Below are 19940 nucleotides of genomic sequence, written 5' to 3' on the forward strand. Positions count from 1 at the left end.
GTCGTGCACCCGTACCCGGATCGTGCCGCCGGAACATCCGACGTGAGTGGTCGGGGGCGGGTCAGGGGAGAGAGGTCAGGGGCGGGGGCCGCCGGCGCGGAGCTGCTCGGGACTCCATCGCACGCCGAGGACGGCGGTGAGGGCGGCCTGCGCGGGGCCGGCGGAGGGGGCGACGCGCGGATCGGCGTACCGGATCGGGATGTCGGCGGTGCCGCGGGCGGGGTAGCCGCTCTCGGCCCGCACCCGCTCCAGGAACCGGGGGCCGAGCTCCGTCGCCGGGCCGCCGATGACGACCTCGATCGGATCGAGCAGCGCCCCGATGAGCTTGATGGCGCGGGCCAGCGCCCGCGCGCCGTCGTCGATCAGCGTCTGATCCGCCCGGGCGACGAGGGCACGGACCGCCGATGCGTCCAGGGCATCCGAGAACTCCTCGCCGAGCATCGGTCCCATCGCGGCCGCCGACTCCAGGCAGCCGCGCCGCCCGCAGCGGCACGGGCGGGCGGCATCGCCGAACACCACCTGCACGTGCCCGATCTCCCCCGCGCGGTCGCGGGGTCCCGGCGCGAGCTCCCCGTCGAGGGTGACCGCGGCGCCGATGCCCCCGCCGCTGTGGATGAACAGGCGGTAGCCCGAGGGGGCGGCGTCCAGCCCGGCCTCCGCGATGGCCTCGGCGTCGACGTCGTTGACGAGGAGGACCGGGACGCCCGCGATGCTCTCGAAGCGCTCCGCCAGCGGCACCTCGTGCCACTCCAGTTGCACGCTCTCCAGCACGGTGCGCCCGTCGGTCGTCCCCGGGACCTGCACACCGACCGCGAGCAGCCGCGACCCGGTTGCGGCGACGACCTCCGCGACCGTCTCGTCGAGGACCCGGTCCCGGGTCTGCATCGTGTAGGAGATGCTGCGGCGGTCGACCTCGGAGCCGTCGAGCGCGACGAGCGCCAGGTACGCGCTGGTCGGCTGCACGACGAGCACGAGGATCAGGTGATGCTCCGCGTCGATGCTGAGCGTGGTCGCGCGCTTGCCCCCCGTGCTCACCGCCTGCTCACCCTCCGCGATCAAGCGGTTCTCGATGAGCTCGGCGACGAGGGACGACGCGGTCGCCGCCGTGAGGCCGGTCGCCCGCGCGATGCCGGCGCGGGTCTGCGAACCGGAGGCCTGGAAGACGAGCTGGAGCGCCCGTCGCAGGTTCGCTCGCCGAACCGCCGCCTGGGTGTCCAGCGCGTCGTCGTGGGTGAACATCTGCGGGTTCCTTCTCGGGGCCGAGGTCCGTCGATTGACAGCGCGCGTACCGCTCCGTACGCTCGGTCCGTTAGTTTATTCATTGAACTTAGTCAGCCCGAGCGTCGATCGGGAGGAGCATCGTGCGCTACCCCCAGATCCTAGAGCGCCCCGCGGATCGGGCACGAGCCGCGCAGCCACCGGGCAACGGTCACGCCCGCGGTATCCGGGAGCGGAACCGCGCCCTCGTCCTCCGCACCCTCATGGAGCAGTCCGCCCTGAGCCGCGCCGATCTGTCCCGGCTCACCGGCCTCGCCCGCCCCACCGTCTCCGAGGTCGTGCGCGACCTGCTCGCCGACGGTGTGATCCGGGAGAGCGGACCCAGCCAGGAGTCCCGGCCGGGGAAGCCCGCCGTGATGCTCGAGTTCGACCAGCGTGCCGTCCAGGTCATCGCGCTCGACCTCTCCGCACCCGACGACATCGTCGGCGCACTGGCCTCGCCGGACGGCCGCATCGCGCACCGCCTCCGCCGGCCGCGCACTGCGGACGCCGCCGCCGCGATCGCCGGTCTCGTCGCCGAGCTGCGGGCCCTCGCCGACGGTCCCGCGCTCGGCATCGGCATCGGCGTGCCCACCGGCTCCTCCGCGCTGCTCGGTCTCGGGCCTCGACTCGCGGACGTCCTCGACGCGCCCGTCCACCTGTTCGACGACGCCGATCTCGTGGCCGACGCCGCGCAGCGGTTCGGCTCCGTCGGCACCGACTTCCTGCTCGTCCGCATCGGCACCCGCATCGGCACCGCGATCCGCGTCGTCGGCGACGACGGCGCCCCGGTGGAACGCTCCATCGGCGCCCGAGAGCTCGCGCACGTCGGTGCGGGTGGCGACCCCGGCGAGCTGTGCCTGTGCGGCCGCGACGGCTGCGTCCACGCGTGGGCCGCGGCTCCCGCGATCGCCCGGCGCCTTGAGTCCCCGGGCGGAGACCATGCGACGGTGCTCACCGCCGCCGGCGCCCGGCTCGGCACGTCGCTCTCGGTCATCGCCGCCGCCGTCGACCTGCCCACGATCGTCCTGAGCGGTCCGGACGGGATCGTCTCCCCGGAGTTCGTGGACGCGACGGCCGCCGCGGTCCGTGCCGCCTCGCACCCCTCCCTCGGACCGACCGTGGTGCCGAGCACGCTCGACGACGCCGTCCTGCTGGGCGCGGCGACCCGCGTGGTGGCCGCCGAGTTCAGCCCGCGCTGACGGACGCGCCCGTCATCCGTCCCCTCCCGCCCGGAAGGGATGGGAGACTCGATCCCGCGAGGCGGCCGTCCGTCGTCTCGATCCGTCCTGGGAGGGAATCCGCATGAAGGTACTCGTGATCGGCGCGACCGGCAGCATCGGCGGGGTGGTCGCCGCCACCCTCGACGTACGGGGACACGAGGTCGTGCGGGCGTCCCGCTCCGGCGAGCAGAACGTGGACGTGACCGACCCCGCCTCCATCCGCAGCCTCTTCGAGCGGGTCGGCCCGGTCGACGCCGTCGTGGTCGCCGTGGGCTCCGTGCCCTTCAAGCCGCTCACCGATCTCGACCGCGACGACTATCTCGCCGCCTTCACCGGGAAGACCCTCGCGCAGCTCGACGTCGTGCGGGTCGCCCTCGACCACGTGACCGACGGCGGCTCCATCACCCTCACCAGCGGCGTGCTCGCGCGGGAGCCGATCGCGACGGGAGCGGCGGCGGCGATGGCCAACGGCGCCCTGGAGTCGTTCGTGATCACGGCGGCGGCCGAGGCCCCGCGGGGGATCCGCATCAATGCGGTCTCCCCCGACGTGCTGGCGAACTCCCCCGGGTACTTCTCGACCTTCCCCGGCCACCGCCCTGTCACCGACGACGAGGTCGGCCAGGCGTACGTGCGCGCGGTCGAGGGCATCGTCACGGGGCGGGTGCTCCCCGTCTGATGGCGCTCTCCCTCACTCCCGTCCCCACCCTGACCACCGAACGGCTGGACCTCGTGCCGCTCGGACCGGAGCATCTCGACGGCACCTGGGCGGCCCTGCAGGAGCCCGAGGTGCTGCGGCTGACCGGAACCCACGCGCGCTTCACCCGCGAGGGCGTCGAGACCTGGCTCCGGTCGCTCGCCGACCGGGACGACCGGGCGGATTGGGCGATCCTCCGGCGCGACGACGGCGCGCACATCGGCGAGGTGGTCCTCAGCGACCTGGACGAGGACAACGGCTCGGCCGGTTTCCGCATCGCCCTCGCCGGCCCGCGGTGGTTCGGCGCCGGATACGGGACGGAGGCGACGGGCGCGGTCATCCGGCACGCCTTCGACACCGTGGGACTGCATCGCGTGGAGCTCGAGGTGTACGCGTTCAACCCTCGGGCGCAGCGCGCCTACGAGAAGGCCGGGTTCGTCGTCGAGGGCCGGCGTCGGGAGGCGCTGCGCTGGGACGGCGAGTGGGTCGACGCCATCGTCATGGGCGTCCTCGCGGACGGGTGACTGCACGCCGAGCGGTGGTGAGCGCAAGGGGGAGGCGGAGCACAGGTCCGTGTCGGAAGATGAGGGCATGACCGACGCGCCGCTGTCTTCCCGTCCCTGGCTCCGCTCCTATGCCGAGGGCGTGCCGGCCGACATCGACGAGCCGACGCAGACCCTGCCGCAGATGCTGACCGCCAGCGTCCGGCGGTATGCGCGCCGCCCCGCCCTCGAGTTCTTCGGCGCCGTGACCACCTACCGGGAGCTCGGCGAGCAGATCGACCGCGCCGCGGAGGGACTCCGCCACCTCGGGGTCACGAAGGGCGACCGGGTCGCGCTGGTGCTGCCGAACTGCCCGCAGCACGTCGTCGCGTTCTACGCGGTCCTGCGTCTCGGCGCGATCGTCGTCGAGCACAACCCGCTCTACACCGCGCGGGAGCTGCGCCACCAGTTCGAGGACCACGGGGCCCGCGTCGCGATCGTGTGGGACAAGGTCGCCGACACCGTCGCGGGGTTCCCCGACGACCTCCGGGTCGGCCACATCGTGAGCGTCGACCTCACGGCGGCGATGCCCCTGTCGAAGCGCCTCCTGCTGCGACTCCCCGTCCCGAAGGCCCGGGCATCGCGGGCGAAGCTGACCGGCACGCCACGCGCGCGGCACCTGACGCCGTGGAAGAAGCTCGTGTCACACCGGCGGCTCCCCCGCCGCAGCCCCGGGCCGTCGCTGGGCGACACCGCCGTCCTGCAGTACACGAGCGGGACGACCGGGGTCCCCAAGGGCGCCATCCTCACCCACGCGAATCTGCGGGCCAACGCGATGCAGGGGCGGGCCTGGGTGCCAGGACTCCGCGACGGCGAGGAGACCTTCTACGCCGTGCTTCCGCTCTTCCACGCCTACGGACTCACCCTGTGCCTCACGTTCGCGTTGAGCATCGGGGCGAAGGTGGTGCTGTTCCCGGCCTTCGATGTGAGCCTGGTCACGGATGCCGCCCGCACGAGCCCGCCGACCTTCCTCCCCGCCGTCCCGCCCATCTACGACCAGCTGGCCCGCGCGGCCGCCCGCGGCACGGTGGACCTCTCGACGGTGCGGTTCGCGATCTCCGGGGCCATGAGCCTCCCCGTGGCGACGGTGCGACGCTGGGAGGAGGCCACCGGGGGACTGCTCGTCGAGGGGTACGGGATGACCGAGGCCTCCCCGGTCGCGCTCGGCAACCCGATGGGTCCGACGCGGCGCCCCGGCACCGTCGGCGTCCCGTTCCCGAGCACGGAGATCCGCGTCGTCGACCCCGACGACCCCGATGTCGACGTGCCCACGGGCGAGCCCGGTGAGCTGCTGCTGCGCGGACCGCAGGTCTTCCAGGGGTACTGGGGGCGCCCCGGCGATACGGCTGAGACCCTGTTGCCGGACGGCTGGCTCCGCACCGGCGACATCGCCGAGGTCTCTCCCGACGGGTTCGTCACCATCGTCGACCGCCGGAAGGAGCTCATCATCACCGGCGGCTTCAACGTCGCGCCCAGCGAGGTGGAGAGTGCGCTGGAAGCCCACCCCGACGTCGTCGCGGCCGCCGTCGTGGGGCTCCCTCGGGCGAGCGGCGGCGAGGAGGTCGCCGCGGCAGTGGTGCTCCGCGAGGGTGCGGCGGCGGACATGGACGGGCTCCGCGACTTCTGCCGCACCCACCTGACCGCCTACAAGGTGCCGCGCCGGATCACCGCCGTCGACGACCTCCCCCGGTCGCTCATCGGCAAGGTGCTGCGGCGCGAAGTGCGCGACCGGCTGCTCGCCGAGCGCGGGGCCTGACGCGCGGGCTCAGCGCCCCTCGGCGGCCTCGGTATGGTGGCGGATGACCTCGGCCACGACGAAGTTGAACCACTTCTCCGCGAACTCCGGGTCGAGGTGGGCGTCCTCCGCGAGCGCGCGGAGCCGGGCGACCTGCTGCTCCTCACGGTTCGGGTCGGACGGCGGCATCGCGTGCTCGGCCTTGAGGTGCCCCACCTGCTGTGTGGCGCGGAACCGCTCCGCGAGCAGGAAGATCAGGGCCGCGTCGATGTTGTCGATGCTCGCACGCAGCCGGAGCAGTTCGGCCTTCGGATCCTCAGCGGCAGTCATGCCCCTACTCTAGAGCCGCGGATCACCCGGCCTCCGACGAGGGGCACCGCTATCGTGTGCTCATGAGCAACGACCAGTCGCCGGCCTCCGCTCCGCACGACGGCCAGGGCGGTCCCGCCCCGGAAGCCGTCCCCGTCGATGCCGCGCTGGTCGGCGCTGCGGTGGAGGCGCCCGACGCCGCCGCGAAGCCGTCCCGCCCTGTGCTGATCGAGCCGACCACGCCGAACCGGTCGTTCTGGACGCGGATCGATCGGCCGTTCGTGTTCGGGTTCCTCGTGACGCTCGGCGGTCTCGGGGCGATCGTGATCGGCCTCGCGCTGTCGAACCTCTCTACGGTCCTCATCTACATCGCCCTCGCCCTGTTCGGCGCCCTCGGCCTCGACCCGGCCGTCCGCTTCCTCGAACGCCGCGGTATCTCCCGCGCGCTCTCCGTCGTGGTGACGATCCTCGCTCTCATCGTCGTCGTGGCCCTCGTCCTCTGGATGATCGTGCCCATCGTCGTCGATCAGATCGCGGGGTTCGTGAAGTCGGTCCCCGGCATGATCCAGGACTTCACGAAGTCCGACCTCTACGCCACCCTCAACAACCAGTTCGGTGACCAGTTCCAGGACCTCGTGTCGGAGGTGCAGAAGTTCCTCTCCGACTTCGGCAACCTCGCGACGATCGGCGGCGGGGCGCTCCAGGTGGGCGCGTCCATCGCGAGCGGGATCTCGGGCGCGATCGTGGTGCTCGTGCTGACGCTGTACTTCCTCGCGACCCTGCCGGCCATGCGCCAGGGGATGCTGCGTCTCGTCCCGGCCCGCGACCGCGACCGCGCCGGCGACATCTCCCAGCAGATCACCGATTCGGTCGGCGGCTACGTGATGGGGATGGTCGTCCTCGCGTTCTGCAACGCGACCCTCGCCCTCATCCTCTACACCGTGCTCGGCCTGCCGTTCCCGCCGCTCATGGCCGCGATCGCCTTCTGCGTCACACTCATCCCGCTCGTCGGCTCCGTGCTGTTCTGGATGATCGGCACCATCCTCGCGCTGTTCACGAACCCGATCGCCGCGCTGGTCTTCGCCGCGATCTACCTCGTCTACATGCAGATCGAGGCGTACGTGCTCACCCCCCGGGTCATGAACAAGGCGGTGGCCGTGCCGGGCTCGCTCGTCGTCATCGGCGCCCTCGCCGGCGGCACGCTCCTCGGTCTGCTCGGCGCCCTCGTGGCCGTGCCCGTCACCGCCTCGATCCTCATCATCGTCAAGCAGGTGGTCGTGCCGAAGCAGGACTCCCGCACCTGACCCCACCCCTGCACAACTTCGGAGATCCGAGGCGACACGCCGTGAGCCCAGGGTCCTCCGCGGCGTGTCGGGCGAGATCTCCGAAGCTGTGCACGCGGCGGTCGAGAACGACGAAGCGCCCGACCCCTGAGGGCCGGGCGCTTCGCGGGGAGACGACTCAGATGAGGTCGTTGTCCGTCAGCCACTGCTTCGCGATGTCCTCCGCCGACTTCTGGTCGACCGTGCTCTGCACGTTGAGGGCGACGAGCTCCTCGGCGGTCAGCTTGGCGCTGATGCCGTTGATGACGTCGGCGATCTCGTCGGCCACGTCGCTGGACGCGATCGGGACGACGTTCGAGGCCAGGATGATGTTCTCCGGGTCTTCCAGCGCCACGATGTCCTCGGTCTGGAAGGCCGGGTCGGCCGAGTAGATGTCCGCGACCTGGATCTCGCCGGCAAGCAGCGACTCCAGCGTCGTGGGACCGGTGGCCGAGAACGCCAGGTCGACGCCGTAGACCTCCTTGGCCGCGGCGGGACCGTACGGACGCTGCTCGAACTCCGGAGCCGCGCCGATCGTGACCGGGGTGGTGACGTCCGCGAGGTCGGCGATCGAGGTGAGGTCGTTCTCCTCGGCGAAGCTCTTGAGCACCGTGTAGGTGTCCTGGTCGGAGGCCTCGGCGTAGTCGAGCGCGGTGAGGCCGTCCGGGAGCGCGTCCTTCAGGGCCGCGTAGACGTCGTCCGGGCTGGTGGCGGTCGCATCCTTGTCCAGGTACTCGAGCAGGTTGCCCGTGTACTCGGGGAACAGGTCGATCGCCCCGGACTCGACGTCCGGCATGTAGGCGTCGCGCTGGCCGATGCTGAACTGACGGTCGACGTCGAAGTCGGCGGCCTCGAGCGCCTGCGCGTAGATCTCGGCGATGATCTCGTTCGAGTAGTAGGCCTGCGAGCCGATGACGATGGTGTCGCTGCCCCCACCGTCGCCGGCGTCGTCGGTCGGCGCGTCCAGCGGGTTGCTGTTGGCGCAGCCGGAGAGGGCGAGGGCGGCGGCGAGCGCGACGCCGCCGGCAAGGGCGAGGCGGGACTTTCGTGCAGTGAACATGGACTTCCTCTTCTCTGGGGGACGATGCTGTGGTTCAGGCGGGTGCGGCCGCGGGGGCGGTCGCCCGAGCGCGGCGGCGTTGCGGACGGGTGCGCACACCGCGGGGCACCGCGGCGTGCTGGGCGAGCGCGAGCAGGAGGTCGACGAGGAGCGCGAGCACCGCGACGAGGATCGCGCCGCCGAGCACCTGGTCGAAGCGGCGGAGCGGGATGCCCTGGATGATCGGCCAGCCGAGGCCGCCGAGGTTCACGTAGGCCGCGATCGTCACCGTGGCGATGACCTGCAGCAGCGCCGAGCGGAGGCCGCCGACCAGCAGCGGCATGCCGAGCGGCACCTCGACCTTCCAGAACACCTGCCAGCCGGTCATCCCCATCGCCCGCGCCGCGTCGATGGTGCGGCGATCGACCGCCTCCAGGCCCGTGTAGGCGCCGGCCAGCAGGGACGGGATCGCCAGGACGACGAAGGTGATGATCGCCGCGAGGGGCGTGCGCAGCACCCCGAGCAGGAGCACCAGCAGCACCATGAGGCCGAAGGACGGGATGGCGCGGGCCGCTCCGGAGACGGCGACCGCGATCTCCCGCCCCTTCCCGGTGTGCCCGATGAGCCAGCCGAGCGGTACGGCGATCACCGCGGCGATCAGCACGGAGACCACCGTGTAGAAGACGTGCTGGCTGAACAGGACGGGGAGGGAGTACGTCCCGACCCAGCGGTCGGGAGAGAACAGCCAGGCGAAGGCCTCGGTGAACACGTTCATGCGGCCGTCCTCAACGTGATCGTCCGCCGCGCAGCGGCAGGGGTGGCCGCCGCCCGCGTCCACGGCATGAGGGCCCGCCCGAGGAGGACCAGCAGGAGATCGATGACCAGGGCGATGACGACGACGGCGACGATGCCGGTGAAGACCTCGGCGAGGATGCGGCGCTGGAGGCCGTTCGTGAACAGGTAGCCGAGGTTCGTGACGCCGACGAGGATGCCGACCGTCGCGAGCGAGATGGTGCTCACCGCCGCCACTCGGAGGCCCGCGAGGATGACCGGCCCGGCGAGCGGGAAGTCGACCGTCCAGAAGCGGCGGAACCCGCCGTAGCCCATCGCGACCGCCGACTGCCGGATCGCGGGGTCGACCGAGTCCAGGCCGTCGGACACCGCGCGGACGAGGATCGCGATCGCGTAGATCGTCAGGCCGATGACGAGGTTGGCCGGGCTGCGCGCCGGGTAGCCCGCCACCGACGGCAGCAGGATGAGGAGGGCGAGGGAGGGGATCGTGTAGAGCAGCCCGGTGAGGACGATGACCGGACCCTTCACAAGCTGATAGCGCCAGGCCACCCACCCCAGCGGGAGCGCCAGCACGAAACCGAGCACGATCGCGATCGCGCTCTGCTGCAGGTGCACCGCGGTGAGCTCGAGGATCAGCCCGAGGTTGTCGCCGACCCAGTTCACGGGGCCGCCTTCACCGTGTCGGCTCCGTCGACCACGCCCTCCGGCGCATCGACGATCGCCCCCTGCGTGCGGCCCTCGGAGTCGACGACCACGGTTCCCCGCGGGGTCTGCTTGAGGTGCAGCGCGCGGCGGCCGCGGTCGGCCCCGATGAAGGAGGAGACGAAGTCGTCGGCCGGGTTCTCGATGATCTCGCTGGGGCTGCCGACCTGCACGATCCGGGCGCCCTTGTCGAGGATGACGACCTGGTCGCCGAGGAGGAAGGCCTCGTCGATGTCGTGCGTGACGAACACGACCGTCTTGTCGAGCTCGTGCTGCAGCCGCAGGGTCTCCTGCTGGAGGTCGGCGCGGACGATGGGGTCGACCGCACCGAACGGCTCGTCCATGAGGAGGATATTCGGATCGGCGGCGAGCCCGCGGGCCACCCCGACACGCTGCTGCTGACCACCCGACAACTGACTCGGGTACCGGTCGGCGAGCGCCTGGTCGAGGCCGACGGTCGTGAGCAGCTCGCGAGCACGCTCGTGCGCCTGCGCGCGCTTCACTCCGTTCAGCCGCAGCACGGTGGCCACGTTGTCGATGACGGTGAAGTGCGGCATGAGCCCGGAGTTCTGCATCACATAGCCGATGCGCCGGCGCAGGGCGACCGGGTCGCCCGAGAGCACGCTCTCCCCGTCGATCTCGACCTCTCCCGACGTCGGCTCCACCATGCGGTTGATCATCCGCAGCAGGGTGGTCTTGCCGCAGCCGGACGAGCCGACGAACACGGTGGTCTTGCGGGAGGGCAGCACGAGGCTGAAGTCGTCTACGGCGAGCGTTCCGTCGGGGAAGCGCTTCGTGACGTTGCGGAACTCGATCATGAGGGTGTCTCTCCGACGGTCGTGCGGACGTGCGGTCGTGGGTCGTGTGGGACTAGGCCGAGACCTCGACGCCCGGGGCGAAGGCGACGTAGCCGGAGAAGTCCTTGCCGACCCGGTCGAACGCCGACGGGTACGGGTGCGGGTACGACCACGCGAGATCCTTGTGCAGCTCTCCGTCGACCTGGACGGAGTAGTACTGGCACTCGCCCTTCCACGGACAGGTGTACGGCGTGGGGCTCTCGACGAGGACGTCCGGCGCGACGGCTGCCGGCGGGAAGTACCAGTTCCCCTCGATGCGGATGAGGTCGTCCTGGTCGGCCTCGGCGATGACGTTTCCTGCGAGTACAGCCTTCATGGTCCTGCCTCCTCGGATGTGGGTTCGAGCGTATAAGACGGGTGCGACATCCGGCACGGGGTTGCGCGCGTGGTCGTCAATCTGGGACACAATGCGCGTTCTGTTCGTCACGCGACCGGGATCGGATTGCCCGGATCAGGCCGAGTCGCGGCCGTAGCCCTCCAGCAGCCGCAGCCAGATCTCGCTGATCGTGGGGTAGGAGGGCACGGCGTGCCAGAGTCGGGCGATCGGGACCTCGCCGACGATCGCGATGGTCGCGGCCTGCACGAGCTCGGCGACCTCGGGGCCGACGAACGTCGCACCGATCACGACGTCGCGGTCGGAGTCGACGACCAGGCGCGCCTGCCCGGCGAAGCCGTCCTCGTACAGGCTCGCGCCCGCCACCCACCCGAGGTCGTAGTCGACGACGCGGACGGCGGTGCCGGCGTCCTTCGCTGCCGCCTCGGTGAGCCCGACGGACCCGACCTCCGGGATCGAGAAGGTGACCTGGGGCACCGCGGCGTGGTCGGCCGTGGCGACGTGACGGCCCCAGGGTGCGTCGTCCACCGCGTCGCCCTTCGCCCGCGCGACGATGACGTCGCCCGCGGCGCGCGCCTGGTACTTGCCCTGGTGGGTCAGCAGCACGCGGCCGTTGACGTCGCCGACGGCGTAGAGCCAGTCATGCCCGGGGACGCGGAGGGTGTCGTCCGTCTCGATCCAGCGGCCCGGCTCGAGCCCGACCGCCTCGAGCCCGATGTCGGCGCTGCGGGGAGAGCGTCCGGTCGCGACAAGCACCTCCGCCGCGGTCACCGTCTCGCCGTTGTCGAGGGTGATCGTGACCCGCTCACCGTCGCGGTGCACCGCCGTCGTACCTGTGTCGGTGCGGACGTCGACGCCGAGCTCACGCAGGCCGTCGGCCACCCGCTCCCCGGCGAAGGGCTCCATCCCGCCCAGCAGCCCGCTGCGCGCCAGCAGCGTCACCGACGAGCCGAGCGCGGCGTACGCGGTGGCCATCTCGACCGCGACCACGCCGCCGCCGATGACCGCGAGACTGTCGGGCAGCTCCTCGGCGCTGGTCGCCTCGCGGCTCGTCCAGGGCGAGGCCTCCCGCAGACCCTCGATGGGCGGGATGACCGCATCCGAACCGGTGCTGATGGCGACCGCGTGGCGCGCGCGCAGCACCCGGGTGCCGCCGTCCTGGTCGGTCACCGTCACCTCGCGCTCGCCGGTCAGCCGGCCGTGCCCCCGGGCGAGGTCGATGTGTGCGGACTCCAGCCACTTCACCTGCCCGTCGTCGGACCAGTTGCTCGTGAAGGAGTCGCGACGCTCGAACACCGCGCGCACGTCGAGGGAGCCGGTCACGGCCTGCGCGGCGCCGGCGACGTGCTGCGCGGCACGGAGCGCCTGGGCCGAGCGGAGCAGCGCCTTCGACGGCATGCACGCCCAGTACGAGCACTCCCCGCCGACGAGCTCGCTCTCCACGATGATCGCTGTGAGACCACCCTGCACGGCACGGTCCGCCACGTTCTCCCCGACCGGACCACCGCCCAGCACGATGAGGTCGTATTCGTCGGTCTTGTCGGCAGCAGTCATGCTCGCCCCTCTCGTGGCCGCGGCGGTCCGTGGCCCAGTCTCGCTCATGAGGAACGTCGAGTCACGGGTGAGTTGTTCCCGTCCGCCGATATGCCCGTCCTTCCCGTTCGGTTCCCGGTTCCGATGTTCCGGGTGCACGACCTGGATGCACGACGTTCCTTCCGCCGACGTTTCCGATTCCGACGTTCCTGATTCCGACGCTCCGGATGCACGACCTGGAGACGGCCGCACGACTCGGATGGGACGATCCGCCGGCAGCCGTGCCCCGGTCGTGCATCCGAAACCTGAACGACCGGGACTGCCCGGACCAGCCCGGGGGTGGTTCGATCCCAGCCGAGTCGTTCTTCGTGGTCCCGTCAGAGAGGTCCGGTCAGAAGGGTCCGGTCAGAAGGGTCGGGTCAGAGAGGTCGGGTCAGAAGGGTCGGGTCCGACGTTCCGGATGCACGACCTGGGGACGGATGCACGATCGGGACGGGGCGATCCGCCGGCAGTCGTGTCCTGGTCGTGCATCCGCAACAGGACCGACGGAGTCGACGGGACAGACGGAGTCGACGGGACGGACGGTGCCGACGGGACCGTCCGGGACCGTACTGGGGTCAGGCGACGACGGTGGGGCGCGCGGGACGCGTGTCGGCGAAGGCCCGGGGATAGGCGCGACGGAGGGCCACGACGATGAGGGTGGCCGCGGTCACCTTGATGAGGTCGCCCGGGAGGAAGGCCAGGGTCGAGAGGGCCGTGAGGTCGAGGGGAACGCCGGTGACGAGGGCCTGGACGGGGATGCCGAAGGCGTAGACGACGAGCACCCCGCCGACGAAGGCCGCGAGCGCGGTACGCCACCAGGTCGGGCGGCCGGTGCGCATCAGGAGTCCGATGACGACGACGCCCGCGATCCAGCCGAGCAGGTACCCGGCCGTGGGGCCGACGAAGACCCCGAGACCTCCGCGTCCGCCCGCGAGGACGGGAAGACCGACCGCCGCGAGCACGAGGACGAGGGCGACCGACCACGGTGCGACCCGGGGGCCGAGGACGAGACCGGCCAGCATGACGGCGAGCGTCTGTCCGGTGATGGGCACCCCACCGGGCAGCGGGACGACGACCGTGCCGAGCACGATGATGAGCGCGGCGAAGACAGCGACGCGGCCGAGGGTCGCGGAGGTGTCGCGGGGGGTGGATGCCATCGGGTGTCCCTTCCTGAACGGTGTTCACCTGAACACCGTTCACCAGGGTAGGGGCGCCCGCACATCCCGCGCAAATCACTCCGCAGCGGGCTCCACACTCCTGGTCCGCGGGGCGAGGACGGCCGCCGCCGCACCGATCACCGCGGCGAGCGCGAAGACTCCCGCGAACGCATCCACTCCGGCAATGGCCCCGAGCGTGACGAAGAGCGAGCCCGTGACGGCGAGGGCGAGCGCGCTTCCGAAGGAGTCGGCCACGGTCATCGCCCCGCTGTTGAACCCCTGCTCCGCCGGGGAGGACATCGCGAGGACGAGCGCACTGGATCGCGGGCTCATCAACCCCATGCCCGCACCCGCGACGACCCAGGCGAGGGCGGCGAGCAGCGGGGTGGCCTGCGTAACCGTGATCGCCAGGATCAAGGCGATCCCGATGACCACGAGGACCGTCCCCACCCGCACCGCGGTCACGCTCGACAGGCGCTCGCCCATCCGCCCCTGGACGGTCGCCGCCGCCGACCAGGCGAGCGCACCCCCGGTCAGCGCGAGCCCGGCGAGGGTCGGCGACAGCAGGTACCGATCGGTGAGCAGGTACGGCAGGTAGATCTGCGCCCCGAAGAACGCCGCCGCCCCGAGACCGCGCACCAGGATCACCGACGGCAGGCCCCGGCGGGCGATGAGCGCGCCCCGCGGAAGGAGCGGGCGCACCGCCGCGATCGCGATCACCACCGCGGCCGCCGACAGGAACGGCCCGGCGACCGGGACCTCGCCCACGAGGTCGAGGGCGAGCACGGCGGAGGCGGCGAGCACCGACCACCCCAGCCGTCCGAGAGCCCACGGCGTGGTGGCGTCTCCGCTGCGCGCGAGGCCGCGGAGGGCCGGGACGACCATCAGCAGCGCGAGCACGACGAGCACCACGACCCCGAGGAAGACCCAGTGCCAGCTCCATACCTCCGTGACCGCACCCGCGATCGTCGGACCGATCAGCGAGGGGATGACCCACGCGGCGGCGAACCCCGCGAAGATCGCCGGATGCAGGGACGTCGGGTACACCCGGGCGACCACGACGTAGAGAGCCACCATGAGTCCGCCGTTGCCGAGCCCCTGCGCGAAGCGTCCCGCGACGAGGACCTCCATGGTCGGCGCGAGCCCCGCGACGAGCAGTCCCGCGGTGAACAGGGCGACGGACGCGTATAGCGGCGCCACGGGGCCCCGCCGATCGGACCAGTTGCCGGCGACCACCATGCCGATCACGCTCGTCGCGAGCGGTCCGGCGAAGGCCAGCGCGTACAGCCGCTCGCCGTCGAGGTCGGCGCTGACCGCCGGCATCACCGTGGTGACCGCCAGCGATTCGAAGGCGCCGAGGAACACGAGGGCGCACGCGCCGATCGTGATCCAGACGTACTCGCCGCCGAGGATGCGGGACGGGGCGGGCGTGGACGGCGCGGTGCGCCCGGTCTCGGTCGTCATGAGGACGACGCTAGAACCTCAAGAATGGTTGAGGTCAAGTCCCGGATGGACGCAGGTCCGGAAGGGAGTCAGCGGAGCGGGAGGATGCTCGTCGGCGCGGGAGCCTGCGCCTCGTGCCGGACTCCGAGCGGTGCTCCCGTCCGCTCGTCGAGGTCGAGCAGCGTGACGGTGTCGGAGCGCTGACCGGCGACGAGGAGCTTGCCCTGGTAGACGAGGTGGTGTCGCGGCCAGTCGACTCCGGAGTCGGCGAGCGCGACCGGCTCCAGGGCCTCGCCGCTGCCGCGCACCCGCAGCGCCGCGATGGTGTTGCTGCCACGGAGGGCGGTGTAGAGGAACTGACCGTCCTTGGAGCGGGTGAGCTCGGCAGGGAAGTCCACGCCGACCTGCGCGATGGGGCTGGCCGGAGCCGAGGAGACGACACCCCAGGTGCCGTCGGCGGCGGCCGCGAGCGTGAAGACCTCGCAGGAGTACTCGGTCACGACATGCAGGTGACCGCTCGGATGCACGACCATGTGGCGCGGACCGGTGCCGCGCGGAAGCACGACCTCCTGGTCGAGGACGAGCCCGGGGCCCTGCAGGCGCCAGAACCGGACGAGATCGAAGCCGAGGTCTGTCGTCGCCACGCGGCCGTCCGGCAGGAAGGCGGCGGCGTGCGCGTGAGATGCGCGGCCCGTGGCGCCGTACGGGTCGACCGCCGCGATGCCGTCCCCGGCGGGCGTGGCGGGGGCCGCATCCGGGTCGCCGTCGCCGAAGAGGGCGGCACGCAGGGCTGCCGCCGCATCTTCCTTCGCCGGCACGAGACGACCATCCGCGGCGAGTCCGAAACGGACGACCCGCCCGTCGCCGTAGCAGCTGGCGACGAGCGTCTGGCCGTTCGGCGACACCGCGAGATGACAGACGCCGTCCCCCGTCGCCACCGGATCGCCGAGCGGCGTCAGCGCCAGCTCCCCGGTGCGCGCGAACGCCTGCACGGCGGCATCGCCTTCCAGCGCCGCATACACGACGTCGAGGGACGGATGCGCCGCCAGCCACGACGGCGACGGCGTCTGCGTCACGGGTCCGCGGTAGGCGAGCGTCGCGGCCTCCCGGCCCTCGTCGCCTGCCAGCACGCCGATCCCCTCGGCGGAGCCTTCCATCGCCGGGCCGTAGCCCCCGAGCCAGAACCGCGTCATGCCGGTCAGTCGAGCAGGTCGTGGCGCACGATCACCTGATCGCGCTCCGGACCGACGCCGATCACCGAGATGCGCGTGTTGCTCATCTCCTCCAGCGCGAGCACGTAGTCCTGCGCCGTCTGCGGAAGGTCCTCGAAGGTGCGCGCGGTCGAGATGTCCTCGCTCCAGCCCGGGAAGTACTCCAGGATCGGCTTCGCGTGGTGGAAGTCGGTCTGGTTCACCGGCACCTCGTCGAACCGCTCCCCGTCCACGTCGTAGGCCACGCACACCGGGATCTTCTCGAGCCCGGTGAGGATGTCGAGCTTCGTGAGCACGAGGTCGGTGATGCCGTTGATGCGCGTGGCGTACCGCGTGATGGGGGCGTCGTACCAGCCCACGCGGCGCGGACGCCCGGTCGTGGTGCCGAACTCGAAGCCCTGCTTGCGCAGCCACTCGCCCTGCTCGTCGAACAGCTCGGTCGGGAACGGACCGGAGCCGACGCGGGTCGTGTAGGCCTTGACGATGCCCACGATGCGGTCGAGGGCGCCGGGGCCGACCCCGGAGCCGGTCGAGGCGCCGCCGGCCGTAGCCGAGGACGAGGTGACGAACGGGTAGGTGCCGTGGTCGATGTCGAGCATCGTGGCCTGGCCGCCCTCGAACACGACGACCTCGCCGCGGTTCAGGGCCTGGTCGATGAGGTAGCCCGTGTCGGCGACCATCGGGCGCAGACGCTCTGCGTAGGAGAGCAGGTCGTCGACGATCTCGTCGCAGGTGACGGCGCGGCGGTTGAAGACCTTCACCAGGAGGTGGTTCTTCTGGTCGAGGGCGCCCTCGACCTTCTGGCGCAGGATGTTCTCGTCGAAGAGGTCCTGCACGCGGATGCCCACGCGGTTGATCTTGTCGGCGTAGGCCGGACCGATGCCGCGGCCGGTGGTGCCGATGTTGCGCTTGCCGAGGAAGCGCTCGGTGACCTTGTCGAGTGTGCGGTGGTACTGGGTGATGATGTGCGCGTTGGCGCTGACCTTGAGCCGCGAGACGTCGATACCGCGGGCGGACAGGGCCTCCAGCTCGGAGAAGAGCACCTCGAGGTCGATGACCACGCCGTTGCCGATGACCGGGTTCACGCCGGGCGACAGGATGCCGGAGGGCAGCAGGTGCAGGGCGTACTTCTCATCGCCCACGACGACGGTGTGCCCGGCGTTGTTGCCGCCGTTGAACTTCACCACCCAGTCGGTGCGCTCACCGAGCAGATCGGTGGCCTTGCCCTTTCCTTCGTCGCCCCACTGCACGCCGACGATAACGATTCCTGGCATGGGTAACCCCTTGGCTTTCGCCGGGTTTGCACCGGCCGATGAGCTGGCCCTCTTCGGGCGCTCCCATCCTATCGGCAGGCCTCGGACAGCCCCCGGGAAGGCCGATACGGGACGGAATACGCGCCTTCCCGGGGCCGCGGAGGCACCTTTTCGGCCCCGCCTCGCGCCGGGAGGGGCGCGGGGTCGAGCGCGTAACGGGGACGGCGCGGGGGGGGCCGCTACAGTGGCGACGGAGGTGGCGATGACGCGGTGGTGGCCCTACATCCGACTCTCGGCGGCGGCGCTCGCGGTGGCGGCGATCGTCGCGCAGCTCGTGCGCACACTGGAGATCGCCCTCGCCGCGGACACCGCGTGGGGCGCGCACCTGCCCACCGTCTTCGCGAACTTCTTCAGCTTCTTCACGATCCTCTCCAACGTGCTGGCCGCGGTGGTGCTGGCCGTCGGCGGGATCTGGGGGCTGACGCACCGCGACGCCAGAGTCGAGCCGACGTGGCTGGCAACGCTGCTCGTGTGCGCGAGCACCTACATGATCGTCACGGGCGTCGTCTACAACACGCTGCTCCGCGGGATCGCGCTGCCGCAGGGGGCCACGGTCGCCTGGTCGAACGAGGTGCTGCACGTCGTCATCCCGCTCGTCCTGCTCGCCGACGTGCTGTTCGCGCCGCGTCGTCGTGCCCTCGGCTGGGGCACCGTGGGGATCGCCGCGATCTTCCCCATCGTGTGGGTGGTCTACACGCTGCTCCGCGCGAACCTCGTGACCGCACCCGCGACCGGGAACCCGTGGTGGTACCCGTACCCCTTCCTCGATCCCGCACTGAACGGCGGCTACGGCGGCGTCGCGCTCTGGGTGCTCCTCATCGCCGCGATCATCCTCGCCACGGCCGCGCTCGTCGTGGGGATCGGGCGGCGTCGGGCCCGGCCGTGACCCACCCCTTCCCGTGCGCCCCACCCCCTTGCGGACGTACGAAAAGGGGTGGGACGACCGGAAGGGGGTGGGTCGGCGATCAGACGAGGAGCGCGTCGGCCTCGAGATAGCGCTCGAGGGAGTCGTCGAGCTCGTCCAGCCACGGGGTGTGGTGTGCGGCGGCGAGCGTCCCGGTCATGACCGAGGGGTACACGCGGTCGCGGTAGCCCATGATGTCGGCCTTCTTGTCGTGCTTCCAGGCGAGGAAGATCTCCACGACGCGATCGAGGTCGAACGCCGGATAGTCCGTGCACTCCAGCAGGTCGCGGATGTAGTCGGCCTGGAAGCGGATCTCCGTCGCCGCCGAGTCGATCTCCGCGAACCGCTTCCGCCACGCGGCGATGGACGCGGCACGCTCACCCTCGTCGGGCAGGGCGATCCGGCCGAGGATGACGTCGCGCACGAACCACGCCTGTGCGTCGAACATGTTGAACGTGAACCACTGGTCCTGTGCGCCGAGGTAGGCCAGGCGCGGGTTGCCCTGCCAGAGCACGCCCCGGTACAGCCCGTCGGGGTAGACGTTGTTCGGCGAGGACAGGGCGAGCTCCGCGGGCAGGAACGGGTACTTGTGCAGGTAGCCGGTGCAGAGGATGACCGCGTCGACCTCCTTCGAGGTGCCGTCGGCGAAGTGCACGGTGCGGCCCTCGAAGCGCTCGACGCACGGGCGCTCCTCGAAGCCCTCCGGCCAGTCGTAGCCCATCGGCGCGGTCCGGTAGCTCGCGGTGACCGAGCGGGCGCCCATCTTGAAGGCCTGGCTGCCGATGTCCTCCGCCGAGTAGCTCGACCCGATCACGAGCACGTCCCGCCCGGCGAGGGCCTCCGCGCCCCGGAAGTCGTGCGCGTGGGCGACGGATCCGGGGAAGGTCTCGATGCCGTCGAAGTGCGGCACGTTCGGGAAGGAGAAGTGCCCGCTGGCCACGACCACCCGGTCGAACTCCTCCGTGGTCGTGCGCCCGGTCGGCAGGTGCTCGCTGGTGAGACGGAACACCTCACGGTCCTCGTCGAACTCCACCCAGCGCACCGCGGTCTCGAAGCGGATGAGGTCGCGCACCTGCGTCTTCGCGAGGCGCCCGGCGATGTAGTCCCACAGCACCGGACGCGGCGGGTACGACGAGATCGGCCGTCCGAAGTGCTCGTCGAAGGTGTAGTCGGCGAACTCCAGGGCCTCCTTCGGGCCGTTCGACCACAGGTTGCGGTACATGCTGGAGTGCACGGGCTCGCCGTACTCGTCCAGCCCGGTGCGCCAGGTGTAGTTCCACTGGCCGCCCCAGTCGGCCTGCTTCTCGAAGCAGACCAGTTCGGGGATCTCCGCCCCCGCACGGGCCGCGGACTCGAAGGCCCGCAGCTGCGCCATCCCCGAGGGGCCGGCGCCGATGATCGCTACTCGTTCACTGTTCGTCACGTATCGTCCTCAAACTCTTCCGTCATGTATCGGGCGCAGCCGTATCCGGGAGAGGAGGACAGTTCTTCCCCGGTGGGAGCGGAACGCTCGACCTGCCCGGACAGTGGC

The 19940-nt window shown here is 71.3% G+C and carries 19 protein-coding genes; 6 read left to right on the forward strand and 13 right to left on the reverse strand.

The genetic code is table 11. The annotated features are described in order from the left end of the window. Window positions 1-75: 75 nt before the first annotated feature. Window positions 76-1239, reverse strand: a complete 1164-nt coding sequence (locus BV453_RS08600) for an ROK family protein (RefSeq protein WP_249521373.1) — start codon at window positions 1237-1239, stop codon at window positions 76-78. 122 nt (window positions 1240-1361) lie between these two features. Here BV453_RS08600 and BV453_RS08605 point away from each other — a divergent pair, with 122 nt between their 5' ends. The 4 genes from BV453_RS08605 (at window position 1362) to BV453_RS08620 (ending at window position 5472) form a co-directional block, all read left to right on the forward strand. Beyond that, window positions 1362-2459 (forward strand): ROK family protein, encoded by a 1098-nt coding sequence (locus BV453_RS08605; protein WP_249521374.1) that lies wholly within the window; start codon window positions 1362-1364, stop codon window positions 2457-2459. 103 nt (window positions 2460-2562) lie between these two features. Continuing rightward, window positions 2563-3156 (forward strand): short chain dehydrogenase, encoded by a 594-nt coding sequence (locus BV453_RS08610; protein WP_249521375.1) that lies wholly within the window; start codon window positions 2563-2565, stop codon window positions 3154-3156. Continuing rightward, window positions 3156-3698, forward strand: coding sequence for a GNAT family N-acetyltransferase (locus BV453_RS08615; protein ID WP_249521376.1), 543 nt, complete (start codon window positions 3156-3158; stop codon window positions 3696-3698). Before BV453_RS08610 ends, BV453_RS08615 begins: the two co-directional genes overlap by 1 nt. Before the next feature lie 67 nt (window positions 3699-3765). Further along, window positions 3766-5472 (forward strand): long-chain-fatty-acid--CoA ligase, encoded by a 1707-nt coding sequence (locus BV453_RS08620; protein WP_249521377.1) that lies wholly within the window; start codon window positions 3766-3768, stop codon window positions 5470-5472. 9 nt (window positions 5473-5481) lie between these two features. Here BV453_RS08620 and BV453_RS08625 read toward each other — a convergent pair whose 3' ends face one another. Then, window positions 5482-5781 carry a chorismate mutase gene (locus BV453_RS08625; RefSeq protein ID WP_025104206.1) on the reverse strand — a complete coding sequence of 100 codons (300 nt, stop codon included), beginning with the start codon at window positions 5779-5781 and terminating at the stop codon, window positions 5482-5484. 62 nt (window positions 5782-5843) lie between these two features. Here BV453_RS08625 and BV453_RS08630 point away from each other — a divergent pair, with 62 nt between their 5' ends. After that, window positions 5844-7064, forward strand: coding sequence for an AI-2E family transporter (locus tag BV453_RS08630; RefSeq protein WP_249521378.1), 1221 nt, complete (start codon window positions 5844-5846; stop codon window positions 7062-7064). Window positions 7065-7221: 157 nt separating this feature from the next. Here the strand turns inward: BV453_RS08630 and BV453_RS08635 are convergent, their stop codons facing one another. The 10 genes from BV453_RS08635 to BV453_RS08680 all read right to left on the reverse strand — a co-directional run bounded on the left by BV453_RS08635 (window position 7222) and on the right by BV453_RS08680 (window position 17466). Beyond that, the gene (locus tag BV453_RS08635; protein WP_025104208.1) at window positions 7222-8142 is read right to left on the reverse strand and encodes an ABC transporter substrate-binding protein; all 921 of its coding nucleotides are present in this window, start codon (window positions 8140-8142) and stop codon (window positions 7222-7224) included. Window positions 8143-8176: 34 nt separating this feature from the next. Next, a complete protein-coding gene (locus tag BV453_RS08640; RefSeq protein WP_249521379.1) occupies window positions 8177-8896 on the reverse strand; it encodes an ABC transporter permease in 720 nt (239 codons plus the stop codon). Next, complete coding sequence (locus tag BV453_RS08645; protein WP_025104210.1) at window positions 8893-9576, reverse strand: ABC transporter permease; 684 nt, start codon at window positions 9574-9576, stop codon at window positions 8893-8895. Before BV453_RS08645 ends, BV453_RS08640 begins: the two co-directional genes overlap by 4 nt. After that, window positions 9573-10433 carry an ABC transporter ATP-binding protein gene (locus BV453_RS08650; protein WP_025104211.1) on the reverse strand — a complete coding sequence of 287 codons (861 nt, stop codon included), beginning with the start codon at window positions 10431-10433 and terminating at the stop codon, window positions 9573-9575. The genes BV453_RS08645 and BV453_RS08650 overlap by 4 nt, the downstream gene beginning before the upstream one ends. A 52-nt stretch (window positions 10434-10485) precedes the next feature. Further along, a complete protein-coding gene (locus BV453_RS08655) occupies window positions 10486-10788 on the reverse strand; it encodes a DUF427 domain-containing protein (RefSeq protein ID WP_085604301.1) in 303 nt (100 codons plus the stop codon). Window positions 10789-10923: 135 nt separating this feature from the next. Next, window positions 10924-12360: an NAD(P)/FAD-dependent oxidoreductase gene (locus tag BV453_RS08660; protein WP_249521380.1), complete on the reverse strand. Its 1437-nt coding sequence runs from the start codon at window positions 12358-12360 to the stop codon at window positions 10924-10926. Window positions 12361-12956: 596 nt separating this feature from the next. Then, window positions 12957-13538, reverse strand: coding sequence for a biotin transporter BioY (locus tag BV453_RS08665; protein ID WP_085604295.1), 582 nt, complete (start codon window positions 13536-13538; stop codon window positions 12957-12959). Window positions 13539-13613: 75 nt separating this feature from the next. Beyond that, a complete protein-coding gene (locus tag BV453_RS08670; RefSeq protein ID WP_085604292.1) occupies window positions 13614-15002 on the reverse strand; it encodes an MFS transporter in 1389 nt (462 codons plus the stop codon). A 68-nt stretch (window positions 15003-15070) separates the two neighbouring features. Further along, on the reverse strand, window positions 15071-16174 hold the full coding sequence (locus tag BV453_RS08675; protein ID WP_085604289.1) for a beta-propeller fold lactonase family protein: 1104 nt from the start codon (window positions 16172-16174) through the stop codon (window positions 15071-15073). A gap of 5 nt (window positions 16175-16179) precedes the next feature. Continuing rightward, window positions 16180-17466, reverse strand: coding sequence for an adenylosuccinate synthase (locus tag BV453_RS08680; RefSeq protein ID WP_025104217.1), 1287 nt, complete (start codon window positions 17464-17466; stop codon window positions 16180-16182). 241 nt (window positions 17467-17707) lie between these two features. Between BV453_RS08680 and BV453_RS08685 the strand changes: the two genes are divergently transcribed. Further along, window positions 17708-18391: a Pr6Pr family membrane protein gene (locus BV453_RS08685; protein ID WP_085604286.1), complete on the forward strand. Its 684-nt coding sequence runs from the start codon at window positions 17708-17710 to the stop codon at window positions 18389-18391. Between the two features lie 79 nt (window positions 18392-18470). Here the strand turns inward: BV453_RS08685 and BV453_RS08690 are convergent, their stop codons facing one another. After that, on the reverse strand, window positions 18471-19832 hold the full coding sequence (locus BV453_RS08690) for an NAD(P)-binding domain-containing protein (protein ID WP_085604283.1): 1362 nt from the start codon (window positions 19830-19832) through the stop codon (window positions 18471-18473). Between the last annotated feature and the right edge of the window lie 108 nt (window positions 19833-19940).

The sequence above is a fragment of the Microbacterium sp. ER1 genome, assembly GCF_023383675.1.
Taxonomy (GTDB): domain Bacteria; phylum Actinomycetota; class Actinomycetes; order Actinomycetales; family Microbacteriaceae; genus Microbacterium.